Source organism: Shewanella sp. 8A (genome assembly GCF_023475945.1).
Classification (GTDB): Bacteria; Pseudomonadota; Gammaproteobacteria; order Enterobacterales; family Shewanellaceae; genus Shewanella; species Shewanella xiamenensis.
The window spans coordinates 118,177-140,961 of sequence record NZ_JAMDJP010000001.1 but is presented as its reverse complement, the minus strand read 5'-3'; the positions used below and the strand labels follow the sequence as shown (position 1 = coordinate 140,961).

Here is a 22,785-nt window from a genome sequence, read left to right as displayed (position 1 = left end):
GCTTTTTCCCTGCAAAAGATGAAGCCAGCTGAGAGGCCCGTTTTAAGGAACGGGCCTCTGTCCATTCAAGCCCTCATCAACCATGCACTTCCCTCATATTTTGCTAATGTTAAATAGCATACTCATCAAAACATTTTTATACCTATCATTAATTGGTGCTTTATTGCGCAGTAGTTAAGCAAAAACGAATTTGAGTGCAAAACTGAGAGATAGCCCAAAGTTATTCGTTAAAAACTCATGCTAAATAACAGCTATGGCAAATAAATTAACTCGCTCATTTTTATATAAAAACACTTGTAAAAACGGTGATTTATTTAGGACGGTATCAGCGTAATTAATGATTGACCGAATTCAAAAACGATGCCTATGATGGCAGCAACATCCTCTACAGGTAGGTACGCTATGACAGCAATTACTCATGTATATAACTACACAGTTAGATGTCCGCATTACAAAGATCCCGAACATACCGCAAGTTGGTTAAACCACATTGAATTAAACCAATCGAGTGAAATTGCATTAAACCGTATCACCAAATGGCATGAACTCTCAGGCACTAAATCCTTTGAAACCAGTAAGTTTGTCGTCCGCAAAGCCGAAAATGAAGAAGCCTATTTTTCGATGCAAAGCGATAGACTTAAAAATGATGGTCATGCGCTCGTCACCTTTAAAATTTTCCTCGATACCTGTTGCGACAAGGCCGCTCCTGAAGAAATTATGCAGCACCTAATCCAAGACTATCAGCAACGTTTAGCCAAGCTAGAACAGGCATAGAACACCATTCGCCGTGGGCATGTAGCGTCAAATGCCCAATTATCCCAAAGGCCAAACCAACGTTTGGCCTTTTTGTTAAGTACTTTAGTCAAAGCTGCAGCAAGCAATTGTGATCTCATGCCTAGGGCGTGTTGACGTTTCAGTTTTGGAGCAATTTGGCCAGTGTTTATACAAGGCAAAATCCGTGCTTGTAGTCATCCTACATAAACGGACAATAACGCAGCAGAAACGCTGCCGGAAGAGTTCGTCAGACAAGCACATGCTCTTACTTTCTGTCATTAAGAGCCGCATGTCATTTGAGTAGAATAACTACGCATTATTCTTCGTTTCGCGAGCACTAGCTTGTCGGAATGAAATGTAATCTCGATACATCAATGCGCCCTAGGATTTGGTTAACTGATGACGATGGTGCTCACAAGCGGCATAAAGCGTTTCAGTTCAAAGAACTCTCCCGACACAAGCAGGTGAGCCAGCGCACATTTCACCAAAAAGTGACACGACACATATCACAATTTGCGATCAGCATAATCATACACTCAACCCCCATAAAAAAATAAGACTAATAAAATCAATAAATAATCATTATTCCTGACTCACTTCCCAACATATGGCCTCATTGCTTGAGACATAAAGCTAAGGTTAATATTTTGTTTCACAACCTTACCCTCTGCACAATCTAACAACACAACGAATAGGAATAAGCGGCATGGCTATAGCAAACATTGTTATCGTGGGTGGTGGTGCTGGCGGGATGGAGATTGCGACAAAATTAGGCCACAAACTGGGGCGCAAAGGAAAAGCAAAGATAACGTTAATCGATTGTGCTGAAAGCCATATTTGGAAGCCACTACTGCATGAGGTTGCGACTGGCGCACTCGATGTTGGTATCGACGCTTTAAGCTATCGAAGCCATGCAGCCGCCCATGGCTATCACTTTCAACAGGGCGCTATGACGGATATCGATAGACAAAACAAACAAGTAGTGCTGTCTGCGATTTGTGATGATAAAGGTGATGTACTACTCCCATCTCGTCATATTGATTATGACTATTTAGTGGTCGCCATTGGCAGTATCGCTAATGACTTTAACATTCCAGGCGTACGTGAACATTGCCAATTTCTTGATAATACAGAGCAAGCAATGGCAATCCGCAAAATTTTGCTGAATAAGTTTCTCCGTTATGCCAGCCATAGCCTGCTGGCCGATAAAATTAAAATTGCTGTTGTAGGTGCAGGGGCCACTGGAGTAGAAATGTCTGCGGAAATGCACCATGCCGTGGATCAGTTGCGCGGGTTTGGCTATAACATCGATTCACGTCTTTTGGAGGTCACCCTCATTGAAGCTGATAAACGGATTTTACCTAAAGTAGAAAAGCGCGAAATTTCAGACTCAGTGACCAAAGAATTATCCGCGCTCGGCGTTAAGGTCATGACTGAAACACGCATTAATCAGGTGGATGAAACGGGGTTGACCACAACAGATGGGCAGATGATCCCCGCCGATTTAGTGATCTGGTCTACGGGGGTAAAGGCACCGGATTTTCTGAAGGAAATTGGTGGACTAGAAACCAACCATATCAACCAGTTGGTGGTAAAACAGAATATGCAAACCAGCCGCGATCCGCACATTTTTGCAATTGGTGACTGTGCTGCTTGCCCACAACCCAACGGTACTTTTGTTCCACCAAGGGGGCAATCAGCACGGCAAATGGCACTCATGACGGCCGACAATATTATGCTACTGCTTGCAGGACAAGACGCCCGTCATCTGTATGTTTATAAAGATCTTGGGTCGCTCGTTAACTTGTCGAAGTTTCATACCGTGGGCAACTTGCTGTCATTTATCGGCGGTGGAGTGATGGTCGAAGGTAAAATCGCTCGCTTTGTTTACACTTCTCTCTATCGGCGACATTTAATTGAACTGCACGGTGTGGTAAAAGGCAGCCTTTTAATGTTTGCTAAAGGTATTAGTCGCATTATTCATCCCCATCTCAAATTGCATTAGCAAGATTATTAAGGCGTTTTGCGTAACTATTTGGTATCTTGCGAGGCAACCGTTAGTTTTCAGGATGAATAACCATGAAAAAAGCTACACTCCTCATACTACCATTGCTACTTGTCACCACGGCCTGCGCCGATTTAAAGGATGCGGGGCGCGCTATCGGCACCACCACTAAGGATGTCACTAAAGAGATTGGTCATGCCACCCGCGACACCACCAAAGCCATTGGTCATGCTTCAAGAGATGCGGTGAAATCGGTCAAAGAAGATCTTACTAAAGACTCAGAGTGACGCCCGTGCGTCACTCTGCTTTATTAAGCTTTAGGTCTTATCAAGCTCAAGGCATTATGCCGCATTAGCACGAATACCATGGGGAACCGGTAATCCCTGCGCATTCACATTTACAAACACCATCTTATCGATACTCACCACTGGCGCCTGCGTCATCTTATTACGTACTTGGCAACTGACCGTAATGGAACTGTGCCCGAGGCTGACAAGCTCCAAACCAAATTCCAACACATCCCCTTGGCGCGCCGGCGTCATAAAATTGATTTCAGAAATCAGCTTAGTCACATGGCTGGTGCTTTTCATCTGGCACGCAGCAAAGATAGCCGCCTCCTCGTCAATCCAACTCAATAACTGGCCGCCAAATAGGGTATTTGCAGGATTTAAATGTTCAGGTTTGACTAAACGACGACTGTAATATTTCATGACGGTGACCTCACTGTGAATGCTAAGTTTTACGGCCAATTCACAGCATTATTTAGGCCAAGATAAATAGCCATTGAATAACAATGAGATAGCATTAAGTCTTTGTAAAACGGTTAAAAAATTGCACCAACTCGAGTCAGAGTTGCACCAGAATAATAAGTTAGATAAAAAAATAGCGACTCAGAGAGTCGCCAAGCACAGGCAAGCAAAGTATTGACTGGGTGGGAAGTTAAGTCACAAGAGTTGACTTAAAAACCCGTGCAGCACATGTAGGCGAACTGCACGGGGGACAACAGCTGCAATGCAGCTAAACACAGGGTTTACGGGTACAACATCTTACGGGTAGAACCTATTCGCGATACAACAGACTTCGCTTAAAACTGCTCTTCTTCAGTCGAGCCAGTCAGCGCAGTCACTGATGAATGACCACCTTGGATAACCGTAGTCACTTGGTCGAAATAACCTGTGCCCACTTCCTGTTGATGCGCCACGAAGGTGTAACCTTTCTTCGCTGCCGCAAACTCAACTTCTTGAACTTTCTCAACATAATGCTTCATACCTTCACCACGAGCGTAATCGTAAGCTAGGTCAAACATGTTGTACCACATGTTGTGGATACCCGCTAAAGTGATGAATTGGTACTTGTAGCCCATGTCTGATAGTGCTTGTTGGAAACGGGCAATCGTTGCATCGTCCAGATTTTTCTTCCAGTTGAACGAAGGTGAGCAGTTATAGGCCAATAATTGGTCTGGATACTGAGCATGGATTGCCTCAGCAAAACGGCGCGCTTCTTCTAAGTCTGGTTTAGCGGTTTCACACCAAATTAAATCCGCATAAGGTGCGTAGGCTAGACCGCGAGAAATCGCTTGGTCCAGACCCGCTTTTACGCGGTAGAAACCTTCATTGGTACGCTCACCAGTCACAAAGTCACGATCGTACGGATCGCAATCAGAGGTCAATAAATCCGCTGCGTTCGCATCGGTACGGGCAATAACCAGCGTTTCAACACCGCTTACGTCGGCAGCCAGACGTGCTGCAACCAGTTTTTGTACCGCTTCTTGGGTTGGCACTAATACTTTACCGCCCATATGGCCACACTTTTTCACTGACGCTAATTGGTCTTCAAAGTGCACACCGGCGGCGCCTGCGTCGATCATTGACTTCATCAATTCGAACGCATTCAGTACGCCACCAAAACCGGCTTCCGCATCGGCAATAATGGGTAGGAAATAATCGACAAAGTTTTCATCTTCCGGATTAACCCCATTGCTCCACTGGATTTGGTCGGCACGGCGGAAAGAGTTGTTAATACGTGAAACGACCGCTGGAACCGAGTTAGCTGGGTATAACGATTGGTCTGGGTACATAGTGCCCGCTAAGTTAGCGTCGGCCGCCACTTGCCAACCTGACAGATAAATCGCTTCGATACCGGCTTTTGCTTGCTGTACAGCTTGGCCGCCAGTCAGTGCACCTAACGAGTTCACATAACCTTTTTTTGCGCCACCGTTGACTAAATCCCACAATTTAGCAGCGCCGCGTTTGGCAATGGTGTTCTCAGGAACAATTGAACCACGAAGTGCCACGACTTCTTCTGCAGTGTATGGGCGACGAACATTTTTCCAACGTGGATTCTCTGCCCAATCTTTTTTGATCGCGTCAATCTGCGCCTGACGTGAAGTCTGTGTTGCCTTAGTCATAGTGTCACTCCTTTCTGTATGATGTTGTAGCAAGTGACGCTGCCCCACCGCGTCACCCTGCCCATTGGTTTAATTGACGGTTTCACCGCCATAACGCATTCCATAGGACGCATTAAGTGTTAACGCATTTATAATTAAGCAGTTAGCATCTCGTAACCGGGTAAGGTTAAGAAGTCGACCAACTCATCCGAAGTGGTAATATCCTCAAGCAATACCGCCGCTTGGGTAAATTTGCCGTGGGTGAATCTGTCACTGCCCACTTCTTTTTTCACGTTTGCTAACTCTTCCACCAGCATGTCTTTAAACAATTGTTTCGTGACGGGTTTGCCGTTGGAGAGTGACTTACCATGTTGGATCCATTGCCAAATCGAGGCGCGGGAGATTTCAGCGGTTGCCGCATCTTCCATTAATCCATAAATCGGCACACAACCGTTGCCACTGATCCACGCTTCAAGGTATTGCAGTGCAATACGAATATTCAGGCGCATCCCTTGCTCAGTGCGCTCCCCATCACAGGGCTTTAATAACTCAGCGGCGAGAATCGGTGCATCCACATCACGGGTGATATGCAATTGGTTTTGATGATCTTGGCCGATATATTCGTTAAAAATCCCCATCGCCGTATCCGCAAGACCAGGGTGAGCGACCCAAGTACCATCGTGTCCATTGCGAGCCTCAAGCTCTTTGTCCTTACGCACCCGTTGCAACACCGCTTCGTTCTGTACAGGATCCTTCGCCGGAATAAAGGCCGCCATACCTCCCATCGCCAGTGCGCCACGTTTATGGCAGGTTTTGATCAGCAGTCTTGAATAGGCGCTTAAGAAAGGCGTATCCATAGTCACCGCTTGGCGGTCAGGTAATACGCGGTCGCTATGGCGCTTTAATGTTTTGATATAACTAAAGATATAGTCCCAGCGACCACAGTTCAGTGCGACGATGTTTGAGCGTAATTCATAGAGAATTTCGTCCATTTCAAACACCGCAGGCAGCGTCTCAATCAAACAGGTACATTTGATGGTGCCAGGCTGCAGGCAGAATCTTTCTTCAACAAAATCAAACACTTTTGCCCACCAACGTGCTTCGATATGGCTCTCGAGTTTAGGAATATAGAAGTAAGGACCACTGCCCTTCGCCAGCAATTGGCGATAGTTATGGTAAAAGTACATCGCAAAGTCGAATAACGCGCCGGGAATGGACTGCTGGTTAAATTCAACATGCTTCTCTTTTAAGTGCAGGCCACGCACACGGCAGATCAATACCGCAGGATTTGGGCCTAACTTGTAGTGTTTACCGGTTTCAGGCGCTGTGTATTCAATTTCACCACGCACGGCATCACGCAGGTTAATCTGACCTTCCACTACTTTTTGCCAGCTCGGTGCTAAGGAGTCTTCAAAATCCGCCATAAACACTTTGGCATTAGCATTAAGTGCATTGATCACCATCTTACGTTCAACGGGACCAGTGATTTCGACACGGCGGTCAAGCAGGTCGTTCGGAATACCGCGGATCTTCCATGCGCCGTCACGAATAGCCCGAGTCTCAGGTAAAAAGTCTGGCAAAGCCCCTTTATCGATACGCGTCTGTCTGTCTTTACGTTTGGCGAGTAAGGTGGGCACTTCAGCCGCAAATTCACGGCAAAGTGACTCAAGCAACGCCAGCGCACCTTCGGTAAAAATCACTTCTTGGCCAGGGATAGTATTTCCCACTATGGTCAGCGTGCCATTCGCAGTGGTCTTATTCTGTGCCGAATTCAATTGCTGCTCACTTAAAGTTTGTTCCGTCATCTTCTCACCCTCCCAAGAGGCAAAACTCTTGCTCGTTTACGACTCATTACCAGTAAAGACATGGGTAACATGTACAAACATTCACCGAAAAACATTCAAATGTTCGTTTAGAACCAAAACTTACAGACAAACATTTGTATTTGCAACTATCCAAAAGTGTCATGACAGCTAAAAAAATTGACCAAAAACCATGACAAAATTGGTCTGACCAAAGTGATTTTTCAAATATAAATATTTGATTTAAAATAATTTTATATTTAAGCGATAATTACTATTTTGGTAGTGATGAAATTTGTCTGACAACTTTACCACTTCAAGTGCATTGTAATTTTATACGTAATTAAATTACATAATGAAAATTAATATATACACCACTTTTACCTTATTCGACCTAAGTAGAAAACAGACAGTGTTTTGAACTCCACCTTAAGGAAAGCGAGTAAAACCAATAAAAATAATAAGTTAACAAAATTTAAACATTACAAAAATTTAAACACTCGTTTAAATATTACGTTTACGTAAACAGTCATCGGGATAGAATGAGAGTGATAGGGATCACGGGTTATGTTTCTCGATCAAAAAGCCGAGTCGATGTGGTTAACCCAAAAAATAAATCACTTTTTTATAAAAAAAATGAAACAAATTAGAAATCTGGCTAAGAGTTGCTTCAAGTTGCGCGCCTAGTGGCGGCAAAACTCACCACAGGATTAATCCACAAACCGTTAATCATACGTAAAGATGACAAACATTTAACTCCCAAGACCTATCAATCAAAGGTTGCAATGGTTATGAAAATCATTATCATTCGCGACCATTCTGTTTGGGGGAACTTTATATGTCAGTATCACAACCTATATTTCGTTTATCACTTATTGCACTCGCCTGCCTCAGTGCTTTACCACATACCGCTTTTGCCGATGACACACCTTCTGCTCGCGATGAAAACATCGAACGCATAACAGTCTACGGCAGACAAAACTCCGTAGTGAAAAACTCTGGGCTTGCGACTAAGTCAGATATGTCCTTGATGGAAACCCCTGCGGCGGTTGTTATCGTTGACCAGGAGCTGATTAACAGCCAAGGAGTCGACAATCTGCAGGACTTGATTCGCAATATCAGCGGGGTGACTCAAGCGGGCAATAACTACGGCATTGGAGATAACTTAGTGATTCGCGGCCTCGGCGCAAACTACACCTATGACGGCATGTATGGCGGTGCCGGCCTTGGCAATACCTTTAACCCCACTCGCTCCCTAACCAATGTGGAATCCGTGGAGGTCTTAAAAGGCCCAGCAACAGGACTCTATGGCATGGGCAGCGCTGGCGGTGTGATCAACCTGATTGAAAAGAAACCGCAATTTGAGTCCAAGCACAAATTCACCACTGAAGTTGGCCAGTGGGATACCTACTCGCTCGCCATCGATAGCACGGGTGGAATTACCGATGATCTTGCTTATCGTTTAGTCGCCAAAACCGCCCGCAGTGAAGGCTACCGTGATTTAGGCGCCGACCGTGATGAAGTGTTCGGCTCACTCAAGTGGGTATTAAGTGATAGCCAAGATCTGATGCTATCCGGCGCATATATCAAAGACGCCATTGCCGTTGACTCCATCGGCCATCCAATTCGCATCTACAATGCCGATTCAGTCGGCGGCAAAACAGCGAGCGAAGTCACTTGGCAAGATTTGATAAACGATCCTAAAGGGCTGGGCATACAACTGACTGACGAGCAGCGTCAGCAATTAGCGGCATCACTCGCCAGTGGTGATGGTTTAACTCCTTATTCCTTTGGTGACGCGGGATTAATTTCTCCCATGGCAAAAGATAATGAAGGTGAAGAATTAAGGTTCAAGCTGACCCACAATATCTACTTTACCGATAATCTGTTCCTTAATCAGCAGTTGCAATATCGCGACTACACCACAGGTTTTGCCCGTCAAACAGGGGCTTACAACTATGTGTACTGGAAGCGAAACATCAAGATTGGTGGCGTATCGACGGATGTGATTAACCAGGATCCCCGCGCGCCACTGGTTGAAAATGGCGTGATCTATCCCTTTGCCGCCAGACGTCAGGAATACCGCCAACTCGATGCCGAAGAAACCTCATGGCAGTATTTTGCCGATCTACGTTACGACTTCCAAATCGGCAATATCGACAACGAATTACTGGTGAACGCTAACTACGAAGACCGCGATATTCGCCTCGAGCAATTCTCAATTTACGATGCAGATCAAGTCATTAAAAACAAACAAGGCGAAGTGATTTACCGTGGTTCGCTACCGTACATTTACGATATTCGCAATCCAAATTGGGGAACGGGTAAATTTGCCGACTACGATCCACTCAAAACCGCCAACTACAACAAAAAAGTCAGCGCTTGGGGCTTAGGCGTGCAACATGTGGGTTATTTAGGTTATGGCTTTACCTCCCGTGTTGGCGTGGCCTTTAACGAAATCAAACAGAGCTATGAGCACTTAGGTGTGGATGAGCGCTACAGCGCGAGTCAAGCGAGCCCTACCCCTGAGGAAGATAGCAAAGATAATGGTGTCACCTACAACTTGGGCTTAACCTATATGCCCATTGATGATTTATCATTTTTCGTCAATCACTCAAAGGGCCGCACCGCCTATAGCATCTTAGGCTCAATCACTGGGGAAAATACCGACCGCGAAGACTCAGAATCCGTCAGTAACGATCTTGGTATGCGCTTTAAAGCCTTTGATGATCAGATGCTAGCATCGCTGGTGTTCTTTAAAAGCTCACGCACGAATGTGCCTTACAACAACCCAGACTATAACGCTGGCGTATCTGGTGCCGAGGTACCCGTGTACTTTTACGATGGCAGCGAAGATACCCAAGGGGTCGAGTTAGATCTTAATGCCCACCTAAATGATCAGTGGCGAGTTAACTTTAATGGCATGTACCAAGATGCAAGGGATAAACAAAACCCAAATAGTTTAACCTACAACAGCCGCCAAAAAGGGGTACCCTATGTGACCGCCAGTGCTTGGGTGACCTATGGTGCAGACTGGTTTGCCTTATCCAGCCCTATTGAGCTGAGTTTAGGCGCCAAGTATGTGGATGATAGAAGCACGCACTCAACAGACTTTGGCATCCCTGATGGATATGTGCCGAGCTACACCTTAGTGGACTCTGCCATCAGCTACGCCACCGACTCTTGGAAGTTACAATTGAATATCAATAACCTATTCAATAAAGACTATTACAGCAAAGCGATGTTCCTCGGTGGTATGCCGGGCGAAGAGCGTAATGTGAAGCTGCAATATAGCTACAGCTTCTAAGCGTTTTCCTTAAGCCCATAAACAAACAAGAGAGCCCATTGGCTCTCTTGTTGTTTTAGCTGGCAGACTTAACTAACGTTTTCCCGGTCGCCACGCATCAGCGACTCCAACTCAGCTTTCCCCTTATTGGATAAATCAATCAGCTTGGCTAAATCATGTTGATGGGCAGCACTGGCGATCACCAGCTTTTTATCGTGCTCGGCAAAAATCTTCACCCTTTCATTGGCCTGCACCTGTGATAAACCTAAGCCCTGCAAAATCTTCTCACTGGCAGATAAAGCCGAACCAAAGGTTTCACGGAACACATCAGTCACCCCAAGGCTCATTAATCGATAGGCATGGTTACGGTCCCGCGCCCGAGCAACAATATTGATATGGGGGAAATGGGTTTTCACCTGTTGGGCAATTTCAATCGAATCCTCAACATTATCAACGGCCAGCAGCAACAAGCGCGAGCGCGCAATTCCCGCCGACATCAACATATCTAAGCGTCTGGCATCGCCAAAATAGACCTCACCACCGTATTTGCGGATCACATCCACATGGCTGGCATCCTTATCTAAGGCCACAAACGGAATACCCGATGACGCTAAAATCCGCCCAGTGATCTGCCCCACCCGTCCAAATCCGGCGATCACCACCTCAGATTCAGTCACATTAATGGTATCGGGTAAACGAGTATCCACCACCTTAGGTTTAGTGGCTCTAAAAAGCGTGAAAATCATCGGCGTGACTGCCATGGATAAACCAATGGCGAGCACTAATATTTGGGCGATTTTATCATCCACTATGCTGGATAATTGCGCCTGCGATAACAACACAAAGGCAAACTCACCGCCCTCTGCCAAGATAAGCCCTAGGGCAATACTCGGGCGCCATGTATGGTGCCGTAAACGGCCAAGCAGCATTAGCACTAGGGTCTTAATCAGCAGCATGCCCAGTAAAATCGCGAGGATAAGTAAGGGATCGGTTAAAAACAGCTTGAGATCCATACTCATGCCGACCGCCATAAAAAACAGCCCAAGCAGTAAGCCCTTAAAAGGCTCGATATCGGTTTCGAGCTGATGTCGGTAGCTGGAGTTCGCCAGCATAATTCCGGCTAAAAACGCCCCCATACCCGCCGATAGCCCCAGCCACTCCATCAATTCGGCGCTGCCCATCACCAGCAATAATGCAAAGGCGGTTAACACCTCACGAACGCCGCTACTGGCAACAAGTTTAAGTACCCGCGGCAACAGATATTTGCCCACCAACACAAAGCCCACTAAGGCCACACAGGTCCAATACCAAGGCACCGCATGGTGCTCAATCTGGGCCGAATTAGGTGCAAGATAAGCGGTTAATAACAACATGGGGATCACGGCGAGATCTTGCATTAACAACACACCAAAGGCATCGCGGCCCAGCGGGGTGGTCAGTAGTCTATGTTCGCTCATCAACTGCACCGCAAAAGCCGTCGATGACAAGGATAACGCCGCGCCAACCACTAATGCTGCCTCAATGGATAAGCCAAATCCCCAAGCTAAACCGCCAATTGCCGCCCAAGAAAGGAGTAACTGACCACTACCGAGACCAAAGATGGCGCTGCGCAGCTCCCATAACTTGCTCGGATTGAGTTCAAGCCCGAGCACAAACAGCATCAGTACCACACCCAGCTCGGCAAAATGCAGCACGGCGGCGGGATCAGACACCAGCGCCATGCCGCCAGGCCCTAAAATCACCCCAGCAGCGAGGTAAGACAGAATAGGTCCTGCGCCAAAACGTTTGCCCAAGGGTACAAAAATCACCGCGGCCAATAAAAATAACAGTACAGAAGTGAGCAGACTCGACTCTTCCATTAGGGCTCCACAATGTTAGCGAAAGGCAAAAATAGGGGTATGACCTTAAGCGAAAAAGCTTCGGCTACCGCTGGCAATCATACTCTAGTTATGCAGGAAAAAGTGTGAAAAATTGACCTAAAAATCATCGAGAAAACGCAAGAAATAACCGAAACAGCGAAAGAAAAAAAACGCGTTACATTAACCTAAACAGTCAGTTACACAGACAATACAACTCTACCCCCTACGGCCTTACCAACTGGCTGGTAATATTGGTGGCGCGTTTATCGGAGGCTAAAGCGTCCTCATAACAGAATACACTGTTACGACCATTGGATTTTGCGGCATACAGTGCCATATCGGCACGGTGTAGTAGAGGGTCTAGGCTTAAGTCTTCTGTTGTCATGCCGCTGACCCCAAAGCTCGCGGTGATAGTAAATTTATGCCCCGACAGATGCGTATCAATGGCTTCAATTCGGCTTCGGCATTGTTCGGCAACTTCCATCCCCTTAGATTCACTGGCGTAAGGCAAGAATAGCGCAAATTCCTCACCGCCAATCAGGGCAAACACATCACCATTGCGCACATGGGGTTTTAATACTTCCACGACTTTTTTCAGCGCCCAGTCACCCGTTCCATGGCCGTAGGAATCATTAATCCGTTTAAAATGGTCTAAGTCGAATAAAATCACGCAAAAATCGCCCCCTCGGGCAGCGGCTTGCACAAATAGATTTTCGCCCAGATCTTGCCCTGCTCCACGGTTAAGCACGCCCGTCAATGCATCCATTCTGGCCATGCGCATAAAACGCCGTTTTTGCAAATTGCCCACGACTAACAAAATCGCGAGGAAAAACAGCCCGCCCACTAATATCGTGATAAACATCAGCATATTAGTGTACTCGCGCTCTTTTACCGTTTGCTGAGCGATGTAAAGTTCGCGCTCTTTATTTAGCAAGTTGATTTCACGCGCCTGCTCATCAGCATTAAACTTAGCCGCTTGATAAGCAAGGGTTTTCATCTTCGACTCATCAAAAATCAGTTGATTATAATGTTGCTCTTTTCTGGAGTATTCATAGGCTTGCTCAAATTGCTGTTTTTGAGCATAAATCTTAGCGAGTACACCTGATGCACCGTGCTTAAGCTCTGTATTGCTAGAATCATCTAAAAGATTCATCACATATTGAGCATGTAACTCAGCTTTCGTAAAATCTTGCAACAATAAATAAGCTTCACTGAGCAACTCATGTACGCTATTAATCTCCAGCTCAAAATTAAATGATTCATACCCCTTTAGAGAATCTAGTAAGTAAGAGATAGCAGACTGTGGCTCATTCAATCTAAGACTCGATTCTCCCATACCTTTTAATGCAATATTCGCAATTAGTGGGTAACCACTGGATTCACAATAACTACGAGTAGACTTAAATTCATCAAATGCTTGCGAATACGATGCTATCTCTAATTGGTGTACAGATAGATAAAGCTTGGCTCCACAAATATCCTTAACATCACTTTGGGAGGCAAGCGCAAGCGCTTTAGTGGCATATGTAGCAACCTCCTCTGAGATCCCCATAGCCGAATACAAGCTCGCTAAACGTAAATAAGAGGCACGCTTAAGATTTATGTCCTCGATTCGTTCGATTAAACTTAGACTCTTTCCCATTGCAATAAATGCATCATTGAAATGACGAAGAGCTATATAGGCTGTTGCCTCATAACTATATGCAGAAAATAGCATTTCCGAGTCTTTGAGTAAGGCTTCTGCTTGGCCCAATAACTCAATAGCAGTTTGATATTGCCCTGAGTAAATAGAGGCTGCGCCTTTAAAGAGCAGAACTCGTCCCTTCTGCAAGCGAGACATAGAACCAAATTCAGACTCAACGTCCTTGAGTAGGTTAATAGCAGCTGGTAAATCAGAATGTTGTAATGTTTCAATCTTAGTCAGTGTTTCATCATAATTTATAGGTGCAGCAATCAAGCGCATACAGAATATGCACAAGATTGCCGACATGAAAACACTAAAAAACTTCAATTAATCACCAATACCGCATGAAATAATAAGGTAGGATTGATAGTTACTATCGCCACTTAACGTTTTGAGCTTTTCCATATCCCCAGTCATCACAGCGTTAATTTCTTCATCAGTTAATCCGTGGGCACGCATCACCGCCTCGGGATTCTGCTTATAGTCTTCCAGTAACTGCGCATCTTGGCCTAGCTGGGTAAAAAAATCCGATAATGCAGACATGTTTTTTCCTTATTGTTAATAATGACTCAGTATCACACTTCAATTTAGCCCAAATCTTCAGGACCGATCCCTAACTTAGCCAAAATAGCATAGTTGTACTCTAGCTTTTTTGCTGGCGGAATTAACAATGTACTAATCGGTGTTAAGTGTGCTTGGGGTAAATTCGCTAAAGGTAAACGCTCGATACGGGGGGCTTGGATTGGCAAATTGGCCGCTTCGTAAATGACCACCTCATGGTCGAGGGGATACCATTGATTCAACTGCTCCACGAGGATCTGCAACCTATCACTCGAGGTATGAAATTGGGTTAGGGTATGTTCACCCGCAATCGCGATTTGCCAGAGTAATAAGTGGGTGGTGGGATCGGGCACATGGTTGAAAAACATAAACTGGCTGGCTTCAAAGCTTTGATGCCCCGAGTTACCAGGGTCAATCTCTAAGTCGGCCCACAGGCAAGCTTCGGCCGAAATCCCCGGCTCCATCTTGGCCGAAAACCCTTCAGCCTTGGCGCGAGTTATCGCCATATGGGATACACAGGCAAATACCCCCGGATGACCATAAAGTGCACACACGGTTTTTTTACCCGCTCTCACCGCATCTAGAATGGCATTGACCATTTGCTCGTAGGTGTCTCGACGATTTTTAACTTCACCATTTTGCGCATAAAACTGCTGCAAATTGATGACATTGGGGTTGAGCTTCGTCAACCAACGCTGCGAAAAACCGTCGGGTAAGAGTGAAAATACAATATCGGCATGTTCAATATAGCTGCGGCTTAATACGCTAATTTGCCCCGCAAGCTGTAACCCCGTACCCACACAAACGAGTGATCCCAATGGTCTCTCCTAAAAAGGCGATCTCGGCGGATTAATACATAAATTCAAGCGCTGAAATAACGCTCTCTAAAACCAATATCATCGCTAAGATCATCAAAACAAAAAACTTTCACAACTCTACCCACATTTAGCTAACAATGCCACAGCACAATACTGCATTTGGTAAAATTTTCTGACCTAATTACCGCCCTACACGGTACATATAAAACAAAAAGCGATACAGGTAACAATCGCCGTAAATCAGTGTTCATTATAAAAATCTTCACACACAGCGAACTAAAGCTAGCCGCTTAGGTCGAAAACTCACACAATTGCAACGATAAGCGCCGCAACGCCCAATTACCCTTGTCATAGGGGGGACTGCTTGGGTATGATGGCCGCCAGATTTTCAGAAGTAGCGCATACAATGATCAATAAAAAGCAAAGTCTTACCCTGCTGAGTGCCATTGCGCTCTCAGTTTCGCTCAGTGCCTGTAGCGTGTTTGATTGGCTGATCTATAAGCCCGATATTCCGCAAGGCAACTACATGGAACCGCAACAGGTTGAAAAGTTGCGTATCGACATGACCAAAGAGCAGGCCGAATACATTCTTGGTCGCCCAGTATTGCGCGACAGCTTTGCCGATGACACTTGGTATTATGTGTACCACTATAAGAGTGGCCGTGATGCGAGCATTACCCACAAAGAACTGATCCTGCACTTTACGGGTAACAAATTAAGCTTAGTGAAGGGCGACTATGAATTAAGCCCAGAGTTTAATACGCCGCTTGAGCAGAGTAAGTTACCAATGGTAAACACCGCAGAATCTGCGCCGCAGGTGCCAGCACAGCGCCCTGACGAAAAGCCATTAGTGAAAGAAAATCAAACAGAAGCGCAAGTTCAAAAGCCAATCAAGTAAGTACACTGGTTTAACACTTGCCTTAAAAACAAAAAGCGCCCATGGCGCTTTTTTTGTGTGCTGGTGTTGCAGACAGATTAAGACACCCGTCCACCGGTCACTTTATTGGCACGACCTTCATCCTTGGCCTTATCGGCACGGCGACGGCGCACATCCTTAGGATCGGCAATCAACGGGCGATAAATCTCCACTCGCTGCCCAGGTAAAATCACTTGGTCATGCTTAATCACATTGCTAAACACCCCAAGCTTTACCGTTTCTAAATCAATCTCAGGGAAAAAACTCACCATATTGCTCTGACGCACTATGTCAATCGCGCTCGTGCCGGGCAATACGCTAACCGAAATCACCTTCTGCTGAGTCGGCAGCGCATAAATAACATCGACGACGAACTTATCTGCTTCATTTGTCACTGTAAATTACCTTAGCGCGGCTGGTAAATGCCGTCACCATTGACACCATAAGATCATTAAACACTTTACCAAAAGCCATATCGACCAATGAGCTGGAAAACTCGAAATTTAAATCGAACTCCACCTTACAGGCATCTTCAGTCAACTCGGTAAAACGCCACTGGCCGAATAAGTGTTTAAAAGGCCCATTTTCAAGTCTTAACTCGATACTCTTTCCCGGCACCACCTGATTGCGCGTGGTAAAGGTCTTACGGATCCCCGCCTTACTCACATCGACCGAGGCCACCATGGTTTTACCATCAAACTCAAGCACTTTACCGCCAACACAACCGGGTAAAAACTCTTTGTACGACTCAACATCATTGACTAAATCATACATTTGCATCGCACTAAAACGAACTAACACACTTCGAGAAATTTGCGGCATAAAGCTTGGCACTCTCAATCTAAGGAAACACGCTGTCTCAAGCGAACTCCGCGCGCCCTAATCTCTAGGGAAGCTAACAAAAATTGGTTTGGATTCTACCACGATACTTAAAAAACGCACCCCTCACATATCCCTATGATGACACCGCCAAAACCGTATAAAAAACCAGCAACAAACTAATGAAGGCTTGAAATAGCTCAAATAAACCCTTATATCCATTTCAAATTGATTCACCGTGCGTATAATGGCGCCACTATGGTAAAGAAAAACTCAAAAAAAGCCGCGCCTGCGACAATCGCACGTAATAAGCGCGCAACCTTCGAATACCGTTTCGAAGAAAAAATGGAAGCCGGCCTATCCCTCATGGGATGGGAAGTGAAGTCTATCCGCATGGGCAAAGTGAACCTATCGGACTGCTACGTCTTCCTGAAAAATGGCGAAGCCTTTATGCACGGCTGTACCATCATTCCGCTCAATACCGCCTCTACCCATGTGGTGTGCGACCCTATACGACTCAAAAAATTACTGTTAAGTCGTAAAGAGTTGGACAAATTAGCAGGTTTAGTGGAACGCCAAGGCTACTCGATTATCCCTATCTCCATGTACTGGCGTAAAGGGGCTTGGGTCAAAGTGGAAATCGGCCTAGGTAAAGGTAAAAAAGATCACGACAAGCGTGAAGATACTAAAGCGCGCGAATGGGAAGTCGAAAAAGCCCGCGTAATGAAAAAGGAAAAAACGCGCGGATAATGAACAAACGATTGAACTTGCAGCAAATGATACTAGGTTATCTTTACGCTACGAGTTACAATCAACTTTCTTGGGGGCGATTCTGGATTCGACAGGATTCACGAAACCCTGGGAGCATGCCGAGGGGCGGTTGGCCTCGTTAAAAGCCGCAAAGTTATAGTTGCAAACGACGATAACTACGCTCTAGCCGCTTAATGCCGCTAGCCATCTACCACACGCTTCGCACATGGGCAGTGGATTTGATGGTCATCTCACATCGTGCTAGCGAGGGAACCCTGTCCGGGGGTGAACCGCGAAACAGTACCGGACTCACCGTTTGGGATCCTGTCTTTCGGAGTTCAAACGGTTAAACAATAGAAAGACTAAGCATGTAGCGCCTTGGATGTAGGTTTTCTGGACGCGGGTTCAAGTCCCGCCGCCTCCACCAAATATAAGAACGAAGACGTCTCAGGACGTCTTTTTTCTTGTCTTGAACAACTTAAAATCAATGACTTACGGTACATTGACGTCTAATTACGTCCAACTACAGCTTTGATTTTTGGGTACACCTGAGGGTACACGGCCTTGACTTCGAAACTACAGTGTACCCATCATGACCATTGTCACTACTCGCCTAACAGATAAAGAAATCAAAACGGCAAAACCAAGGGATAAAGAATATAACCTATTTGACGATGACAGACTCTGCTTAAGAATTATCCAAACAATGGATTTTGAACTATTACAATCCCCCCATGTTTCGGGTATTTGTGCGCAATTGTAGACGATGCATCATAAGCTGTTTAGATAAACGCTCAATCATTGAACAAATGGATTCAGAAACACTATCAACCTCTTGTGTCTTGATATATTTTCTCCGCCAAACCTCAGCTAAAGTGAAAATAAGTTGTTCCGCTTGACTTATAGATTGATGTGATAACTCTCTGATAAATAAAACTCTACAGCATTCAAAAAAGCAATGTAGCACAATATTATCCTGTAGTTTCTGCTCATTCATTGTTTTATCGAGAACTAACCATTGTGGCTGACCTTCAATAAAAATAATCGCAGACATAATATTAGTGACTGACGCTAATGACGTACCGCCACAACATAAATCTTGAATATTTTCACAAGCAGCCAAACTCAATTGAAGTCGATAGGCAAGCTGTGCTTTTAGCCATTGATGACTCACTGCTGTCACAAACGTCATTAGCTAACCTTTAGCGATAGAGTTTTACAGGTTGAGGTATCACATCAAACTTTGTACCTAAATGTGCAAAATACACTTGAGCAAGCATAGATATGCCACGATAAAAATCCGTTTTTGCATGAAGTTCAGCTAACGCTAAACAGCGGCCCACCCAAGGTAAAATATGTTGTTGCAACAATAGCGTGCAGACTCTCACCTTATGTGTATCATTGGGATTTAACGCTAATTCATCAAATAAGTATTGCAACACTAATAAAATCAGACCTAAATGGTCTACGGGTTCATTTCGTGTCAGAGACAACTCGATACCATGGGTTTTATAAAAGCTAATCAGGTTTTGAGTCGACGCTTCATTAAGTAACTGCCCCTCACTGGTATATACAGACCCCCAAAGTGCAGCTTTAGGATCGCCGGGGCCAAAAAACAGCTGCCCATAATCTAATTGAAGCTCGATTAATTGCGATTCATCGTCCTGCCATTGAGTCAAATAGCTACTTAGCAAAGCTTTTCCTGACTGTTCACCTGTCGAGAGTTCAAGCTCTGGCCACTGTGTTGCTAACTCATCTCGCTTAAATTGTGTCAGTAACGGCATATTAGGGTACGAGTAAAGGATGTTATGCAGCACTTTGGCGATTGCACCCCAGGTTTGGTAATCACTCGTGTTGATTGTTAACATAGTGTTCCTTTTACAAACGAAGAAAAATGGGGGGCTAAGCCCCCCACATTTTCACTATTACACTTCTGCGGGGTTTAATAATTGCCCACTACCACCAACAGGTTGACCATTTCGATTGGCCTTGATAATCAAGTTTGGCGAAGTAATCGATGGCGATGGTAAGGGGGCAATATGACCATCCCCCTCTCCATATTTCGCTCGTAAATTATCCATAGTGTCAAAGTCGAGTGCCCGTAAAGGACAAGAATCAACGCAAATAGGCTTTTTACCTTCCGCGAGTCTATCGCTGCAACCATCACACTTGGTCATCACCTTACGCTCGATATCCAGCTGTGGTGCATCATATGGGCAAGCCCTCGCACAACTTTCACAACCAATACAAAGTTCAGTGGCAACTTGGACTAATCCATCTTCACGGCGCTTATGCATTGCACCTGTTGGACAGGCTTTAACACACACAGGCTCACTGCAATGGTTGCAACCAATAGACATGTAGTAAGCAAAGACATTTTGCTCAAAACTACCATCGATGTTTTGCGACCAATTACCACCACCATATTCATAAACACGACGCCAAATAATACCGGGCAAATTAGCGACACCATTATTCATCACATCATCTTTTGCGCGAACCAAGCCAGTCATGCGATCCTTACAGGCAATATGACAGGTTTTACAGCCAGTACATTTGCTGCTATCGAAATAGAAACCATATTGTGTTTGTTGAGTCATTTTCATCTACCCCTTATGCCTTGACGATCTGCACGCGATTGGTGTGTTGTGGGTTTCCCTTTGCGAAAGGGCTTGGTTGGTAACGAGTTAACGTATTTATACAGCCACCAACATCAATTGAGTGCCCGCTCCTTCCAATCCGAGCGATATCAGGTTGATACCAAGCACCCTGACCTAAAGCCACAACACCTGGGGCAACCCTTGGGGTAATCCGTACAGGTAATTCAACTGTGCCACGATCGTTCCACATCTGTACTTTATCGCCACTTCTTAAACCACGACCTAAGGCATCAGTTGGGTTCATCCATACTGCATCTTCTGCGGCTTCGCGCAGCCATGGCACGTTATGATAACTTGAGTGTGTACGCCCCTTGGTGTGATAACCCATTAATTGCAGAGGATAATCATCCTTAGTATCTTCATCGTCGTAGCCTTCCCATGTGGGTTGATACATGGGGATTGCAGTGATGTAATCGCCTTTAACATTAGGATTAAAGATCCAATCTTTACCCTTTTGCGCCATCGACAATGAGTAGATCTCTACCTTACCGGATGGAGTGCTCACCGCTTTACCGCCATTGATATAGCTATCGAGTGCAAGTACTGGCGTCTTACTAAACGCACGGAACACACCAATCTTTTGCGCTTCAGCGTAACTGTTAGGGAATGCAGGTTGTGCATCCGTATTCGCGCTATTTGTGCGAGTCTTTTGGTATAGTTCCTCTAACCAAGCGGCTTCATCTTTACCTTCTGTGTACTCCGCTTCTTTACCCATTTTGGCAGCAATTAAGCGTCCCATTTCAAACATCGAAATACTTTCCCACATCGGCTTAACGGCAGCCTTCATGGCAACGAGATAACCCATGATCCCGGATGCATAGCTATCATTGACTAAGTCATTCGACTCTAACCAAGTGGTATCTGGTAGTAAGATGTCCGCATAACGTGCGCTCGGTGTCATCCAGCAATCACACACGACTATAAGTTCACATTTGCTGTCATCTTCGAGGATTTTAGCGGTACCGTTACAGTCTGAATGTTGGTTAATTAATGCGTTACTGTTAATCGCAAATACCGCTTTGATATCTGCGCCAAGTGGAGTATCTAAATCAGCTGTACCACGGATCCCATCTTTACGCGCCGTCATTTCATGGCCACGCTCTATCGCTTCTGCCCAAGTAAAGAAAGAAATGGATTCTTTAACCGGATTATTACCACCGCTCATACCTGCACGGTTTAAACTGCCTTGATAAGGCAATGCACCATTACTAACACCTGGCTGCCCTACTTTGCCGGTTAGGAACGAAAGCATATAGCAAGCACGCATGGCTTGTTCACCATTAGCATGACGGTTTACGCCTGCACCAGTCACAATAAACGGTGCTTTAGCATTCATAATCTTGCTAGCGACAGATTTAATATTTGCTTCTGATATTCCGCAAATTTTAGCTGCCCAGGCGGGGGTTCTTGGGCCATTATCGACAAACTTACCTTCACCAAGAATGTAGTTGCGATAGTTGTCTTCAACGTCGATATAAGGCAAATATTGAGTCTTTTTAGGATCGCCACTTGCGGTAAATTCAGCGACAAGTTTTTCAAGAGAGGCCTTGTCAAATCCAACGCAATACTTATCTAAAAATGCCTTGGAATGCGTATCAACCCATCCAGAGCTAATCATTTCATAGGCAATCGCTTCTGCAAATGCCGCATCGGTTCCTGGTCTAATCGGTAACCATTGGCTTTCTTTACCCGCCATTGAGTCCGTATAACGTGGGTCCACCATAATCACTTCAAGGTTCGCATTCGCCTCAAGCGCTTTTAAGAAATCATATCCTTCACCCGACCCACTTTGACGCATTTCACTTGGGTTGTAGCCAATACCGAGGAACAGATCACTATCATATAACGCCGTTAAAGAAGAACCTGATGTACTACCAAACCCAGTTGCTGCGGCCGCTTCATTTTGTTGTGCCCAAGAATAGTTACCATAAATCTTCAGGAATCCCCCATTCAGATTGAGCACACGATCAAAACACGCTGAGCTAGCAAATCCATAATAAGCCCCTGTTCCGTAGTGTTTCAAAATCGACTTATTACCGTAACTACTTGCAATACGCTGAATTTCACTCGCAATCGTTGAAGCAGCCTCATCCCATGATATTGGCACAAACTTAGCTTCTCCACGCTTACCAACACGCTTCATAGGTGTACGTAAGCGATCTGGTGCGTAAGTTCGGCTGCGAAGTGAACGTCCACGGGCACAGGCGCGGATCTGGTGGTTGCCGTATTCATCGCTAGTTTCATGATCAGCTTCAATACGGGTAATGATGCCATCACGACTAAATACTTTGATGGGGCAATTTGAACCACAGTTAACCAAACAAGATGACCAAGTTTGTACTTCATCACCTACTGGCGGCTTAGGTGGCACCACATTCACATCACTAGAACCTGAATTACAGCCAGTGACCGTTGCTGCACAGCCCATGGCTGCACTCATTTTTAGAAAACTTCTGCGTTCCATT

19 protein-coding genes and 1 other RNA gene are annotated in these 22,785 nt (G+C 45.3%); 7 read left to right on the top strand and 13 right to left on the bottom strand.

Annotation, left to right across the window (positions count from 1 at the left end; genetic code table 11):
* Nucleotides 1-402: 402 nt before the first annotated feature.
* From M0413_RS00680 to M0413_RS00670, 3 genes are all read left to right on the top strand, one after another.
* Nucleotides 403-774 (top strand): hypothetical protein, encoded by a 372-nt coding sequence (locus tag M0413_RS00680; protein WP_037416019.1) that lies wholly within the window; start codon nt 403-405, stop codon nt 772-774.
* Nucleotides 775-1,480: 706 nt separating this feature from the next.
* Nucleotides 1,481-2,779, top strand: a complete 1,299-nt coding sequence (locus tag M0413_RS00675) for an NAD(P)/FAD-dependent oxidoreductase (protein WP_249552796.1) — start codon at nt 1,481-1,483, stop codon at nt 2,777-2,779.
* A gap of 74 nt (nt 2,780-2,853) precedes the next feature.
* Nucleotides 2,854-3,066 (top strand): hypothetical protein, encoded by a 213-nt coding sequence (locus M0413_RS00670; protein WP_037425550.1) that lies wholly within the window; start codon nt 2,854-2,856, stop codon nt 3,064-3,066.
* Nucleotides 3,067-3,120: 54 nt separating this feature from the next.
* Here M0413_RS00670 and M0413_RS00665 read toward each other — a convergent pair whose 3' ends face one another.
* From M0413_RS00665 to aceB, 3 genes are all read right to left on the bottom strand, one after another.
* Nucleotides 3,121-3,489: an acyl-CoA thioesterase gene (locus M0413_RS00665; protein WP_007646510.1), complete on the bottom strand. Its 369-nt coding sequence runs from the start codon at nt 3,487-3,489 to the stop codon at nt 3,121-3,123.
* Between the two features lie 374 nt (nt 3,490-3,863).
* Nucleotides 3,864-5,186 carry an isocitrate lyase gene (gene aceA, locus M0413_RS00660; protein WP_037425548.1) on the bottom strand — a complete coding sequence of 441 codons (1,323 nt, stop codon included), beginning with the start codon at nt 5,184-5,186 and terminating at the stop codon, nt 3,864-3,866.
* Between the two features lie 134 nt (nt 5,187-5,320).
* On the bottom strand, nt 5,321-6,970 hold the full coding sequence (aceB, locus tag M0413_RS00655; RefSeq protein WP_169547013.1) for a malate synthase A: 1,650 nt from the start codon (nt 6,968-6,970) through the stop codon (nt 5,321-5,323).
* Nucleotides 6,971-7,805: 835 nt separating this feature from the next.
* On the opposite strand from aceB, the gene M0413_RS00650 reads away from it, so the two are divergent.
* A complete protein-coding gene (locus M0413_RS00650) occupies nt 7,806-10,274 on the top strand; it encodes a TonB-dependent receptor (protein ID WP_169547012.1) in 2,469 nt (822 codons plus the stop codon).
* 68 nt (nt 10,275-10,342) lie between these two features.
* On the opposite strand, the gene M0413_RS00645 is transcribed toward M0413_RS00650, so the two are convergent.
* The 4 genes from M0413_RS00645 to M0413_RS00630 form a co-directional block, all read right to left on the bottom strand.
* A complete protein-coding gene (locus tag M0413_RS00645) occupies nt 10,343-12,112 on the bottom strand; it encodes a monovalent cation:proton antiporter-2 (CPA2) family protein (RefSeq protein WP_037425544.1) in 1,770 nt (589 codons plus the stop codon).
* A 223-nt stretch (nt 12,113-12,335) separates the two neighbouring features.
* Nucleotides 12,336-14,075, bottom strand: a complete 1,740-nt coding sequence (locus M0413_RS00640; protein ID WP_249552935.1) for a tetratricopeptide repeat-containing diguanylate cyclase — start codon at nt 14,073-14,075, stop codon at nt 12,336-12,338.
* 48 nt (nt 14,076-14,123) lie between these two features.
* On the bottom strand, nt 14,124-14,339 hold the full coding sequence (locus M0413_RS00635) for a hypothetical protein (protein WP_249552795.1): 216 nt from the start codon (nt 14,337-14,339) through the stop codon (nt 14,124-14,126).
* A 44-nt stretch (nt 14,340-14,383) separates the two neighbouring features.
* A complete protein-coding gene (locus tag M0413_RS00630) occupies nt 14,384-15,175 on the bottom strand; it encodes an SAM-dependent methyltransferase (protein ID WP_249552794.1) in 792 nt (263 codons plus the stop codon).
* Between the two features lie 406 nt (nt 15,176-15,581).
* Between M0413_RS00630 and M0413_RS00625 the strand changes: the two genes are divergently transcribed.
* Nucleotides 15,582-16,073, top strand: coding sequence for an outer membrane protein assembly factor BamE (locus tag M0413_RS00625; protein WP_037416135.1), 492 nt, complete (start codon nt 15,582-15,584; stop codon nt 16,071-16,073).
* A gap of 77 nt (nt 16,074-16,150) precedes the next feature.
* Here the strand turns inward: M0413_RS00625 and M0413_RS00620 are convergent, their stop codons facing one another.
* Nucleotides 16,151-16,486 carry an RnfH family protein gene (locus tag M0413_RS00620; RefSeq protein ID WP_037415988.1) on the bottom strand — a complete coding sequence of 112 codons (336 nt, stop codon included), beginning with the start codon at nt 16,484-16,486 and terminating at the stop codon, nt 16,151-16,153.
* Complete coding sequence (locus M0413_RS00615; protein ID WP_011623526.1) at nt 16,476-16,913, bottom strand: type II toxin-antitoxin system RatA family toxin; 438 nt, start codon at nt 16,911-16,913, stop codon at nt 16,476-16,478. The genes M0413_RS00620 and M0413_RS00615 overlap by 11 nt, the downstream gene beginning before the upstream one ends.
* A 255-nt stretch (nt 16,914-17,168) precedes the next feature.
* Between M0413_RS00615 and smpB the strand changes: the two genes are divergently transcribed.
* On the top strand, nt 17,169-17,660 hold the full coding sequence (gene smpB / locus M0413_RS00610) for an SsrA-binding protein SmpB (protein WP_011071661.1): 492 nt from the start codon (nt 17,169-17,171) through the stop codon (nt 17,658-17,660).
* A gap of 72 nt (nt 17,661-17,732) precedes the next feature.
* Nucleotides 17,733-18,087: a transfer-messenger RNA gene (gene ssrA, locus M0413_RS00605) on the top strand.
* A gap of 294 nt (nt 18,088-18,381) precedes the next feature.
* Here ssrA and M0413_RS00600 read toward each other — a convergent pair.
* Genes M0413_RS00600 through M0413_RS00585 form a run of 4 tightly spaced genes read right to left on the bottom strand, consistent with a single transcriptional unit; the run spans nt 18,382 to nt 22,784 of the window.
* On the bottom strand, nt 18,382-18,852 hold the full coding sequence (locus M0413_RS00600) for a hypothetical protein (protein ID WP_249552793.1): 471 nt from the start codon (nt 18,850-18,852) through the stop codon (nt 18,382-18,384).
* A gap of 10 nt (nt 18,853-18,862) precedes the next feature.
* Nucleotides 18,863-19,528, bottom strand: a complete 666-nt coding sequence (locus tag M0413_RS00595) for a TorD/DmsD family molecular chaperone (protein ID WP_249552791.1) — start codon at nt 19,526-19,528, stop codon at nt 18,863-18,865.
* Nucleotides 19,529-19,585: 57 nt separating this feature from the next.
* The gene (locus tag M0413_RS00590) at nt 19,586-20,260 is read right to left on the bottom strand and encodes a DMSO/selenate family reductase complex B subunit (RefSeq protein WP_037416111.1); all 675 of its coding nucleotides are present in this window, start codon (nt 20,258-20,260) and stop codon (nt 19,586-19,588) included.
* Nucleotides 20,261-20,273: 13 nt separating this feature from the next.
* A complete protein-coding gene (locus M0413_RS00585; RefSeq protein WP_249552790.1) occupies nt 20,274-22,784 on the bottom strand; it encodes a DMSO/selenate family reductase complex A subunit in 2,511 nt (836 codons plus the stop codon).
* Between the last annotated feature and the right edge of the window lies 1 nt (nt 22,785).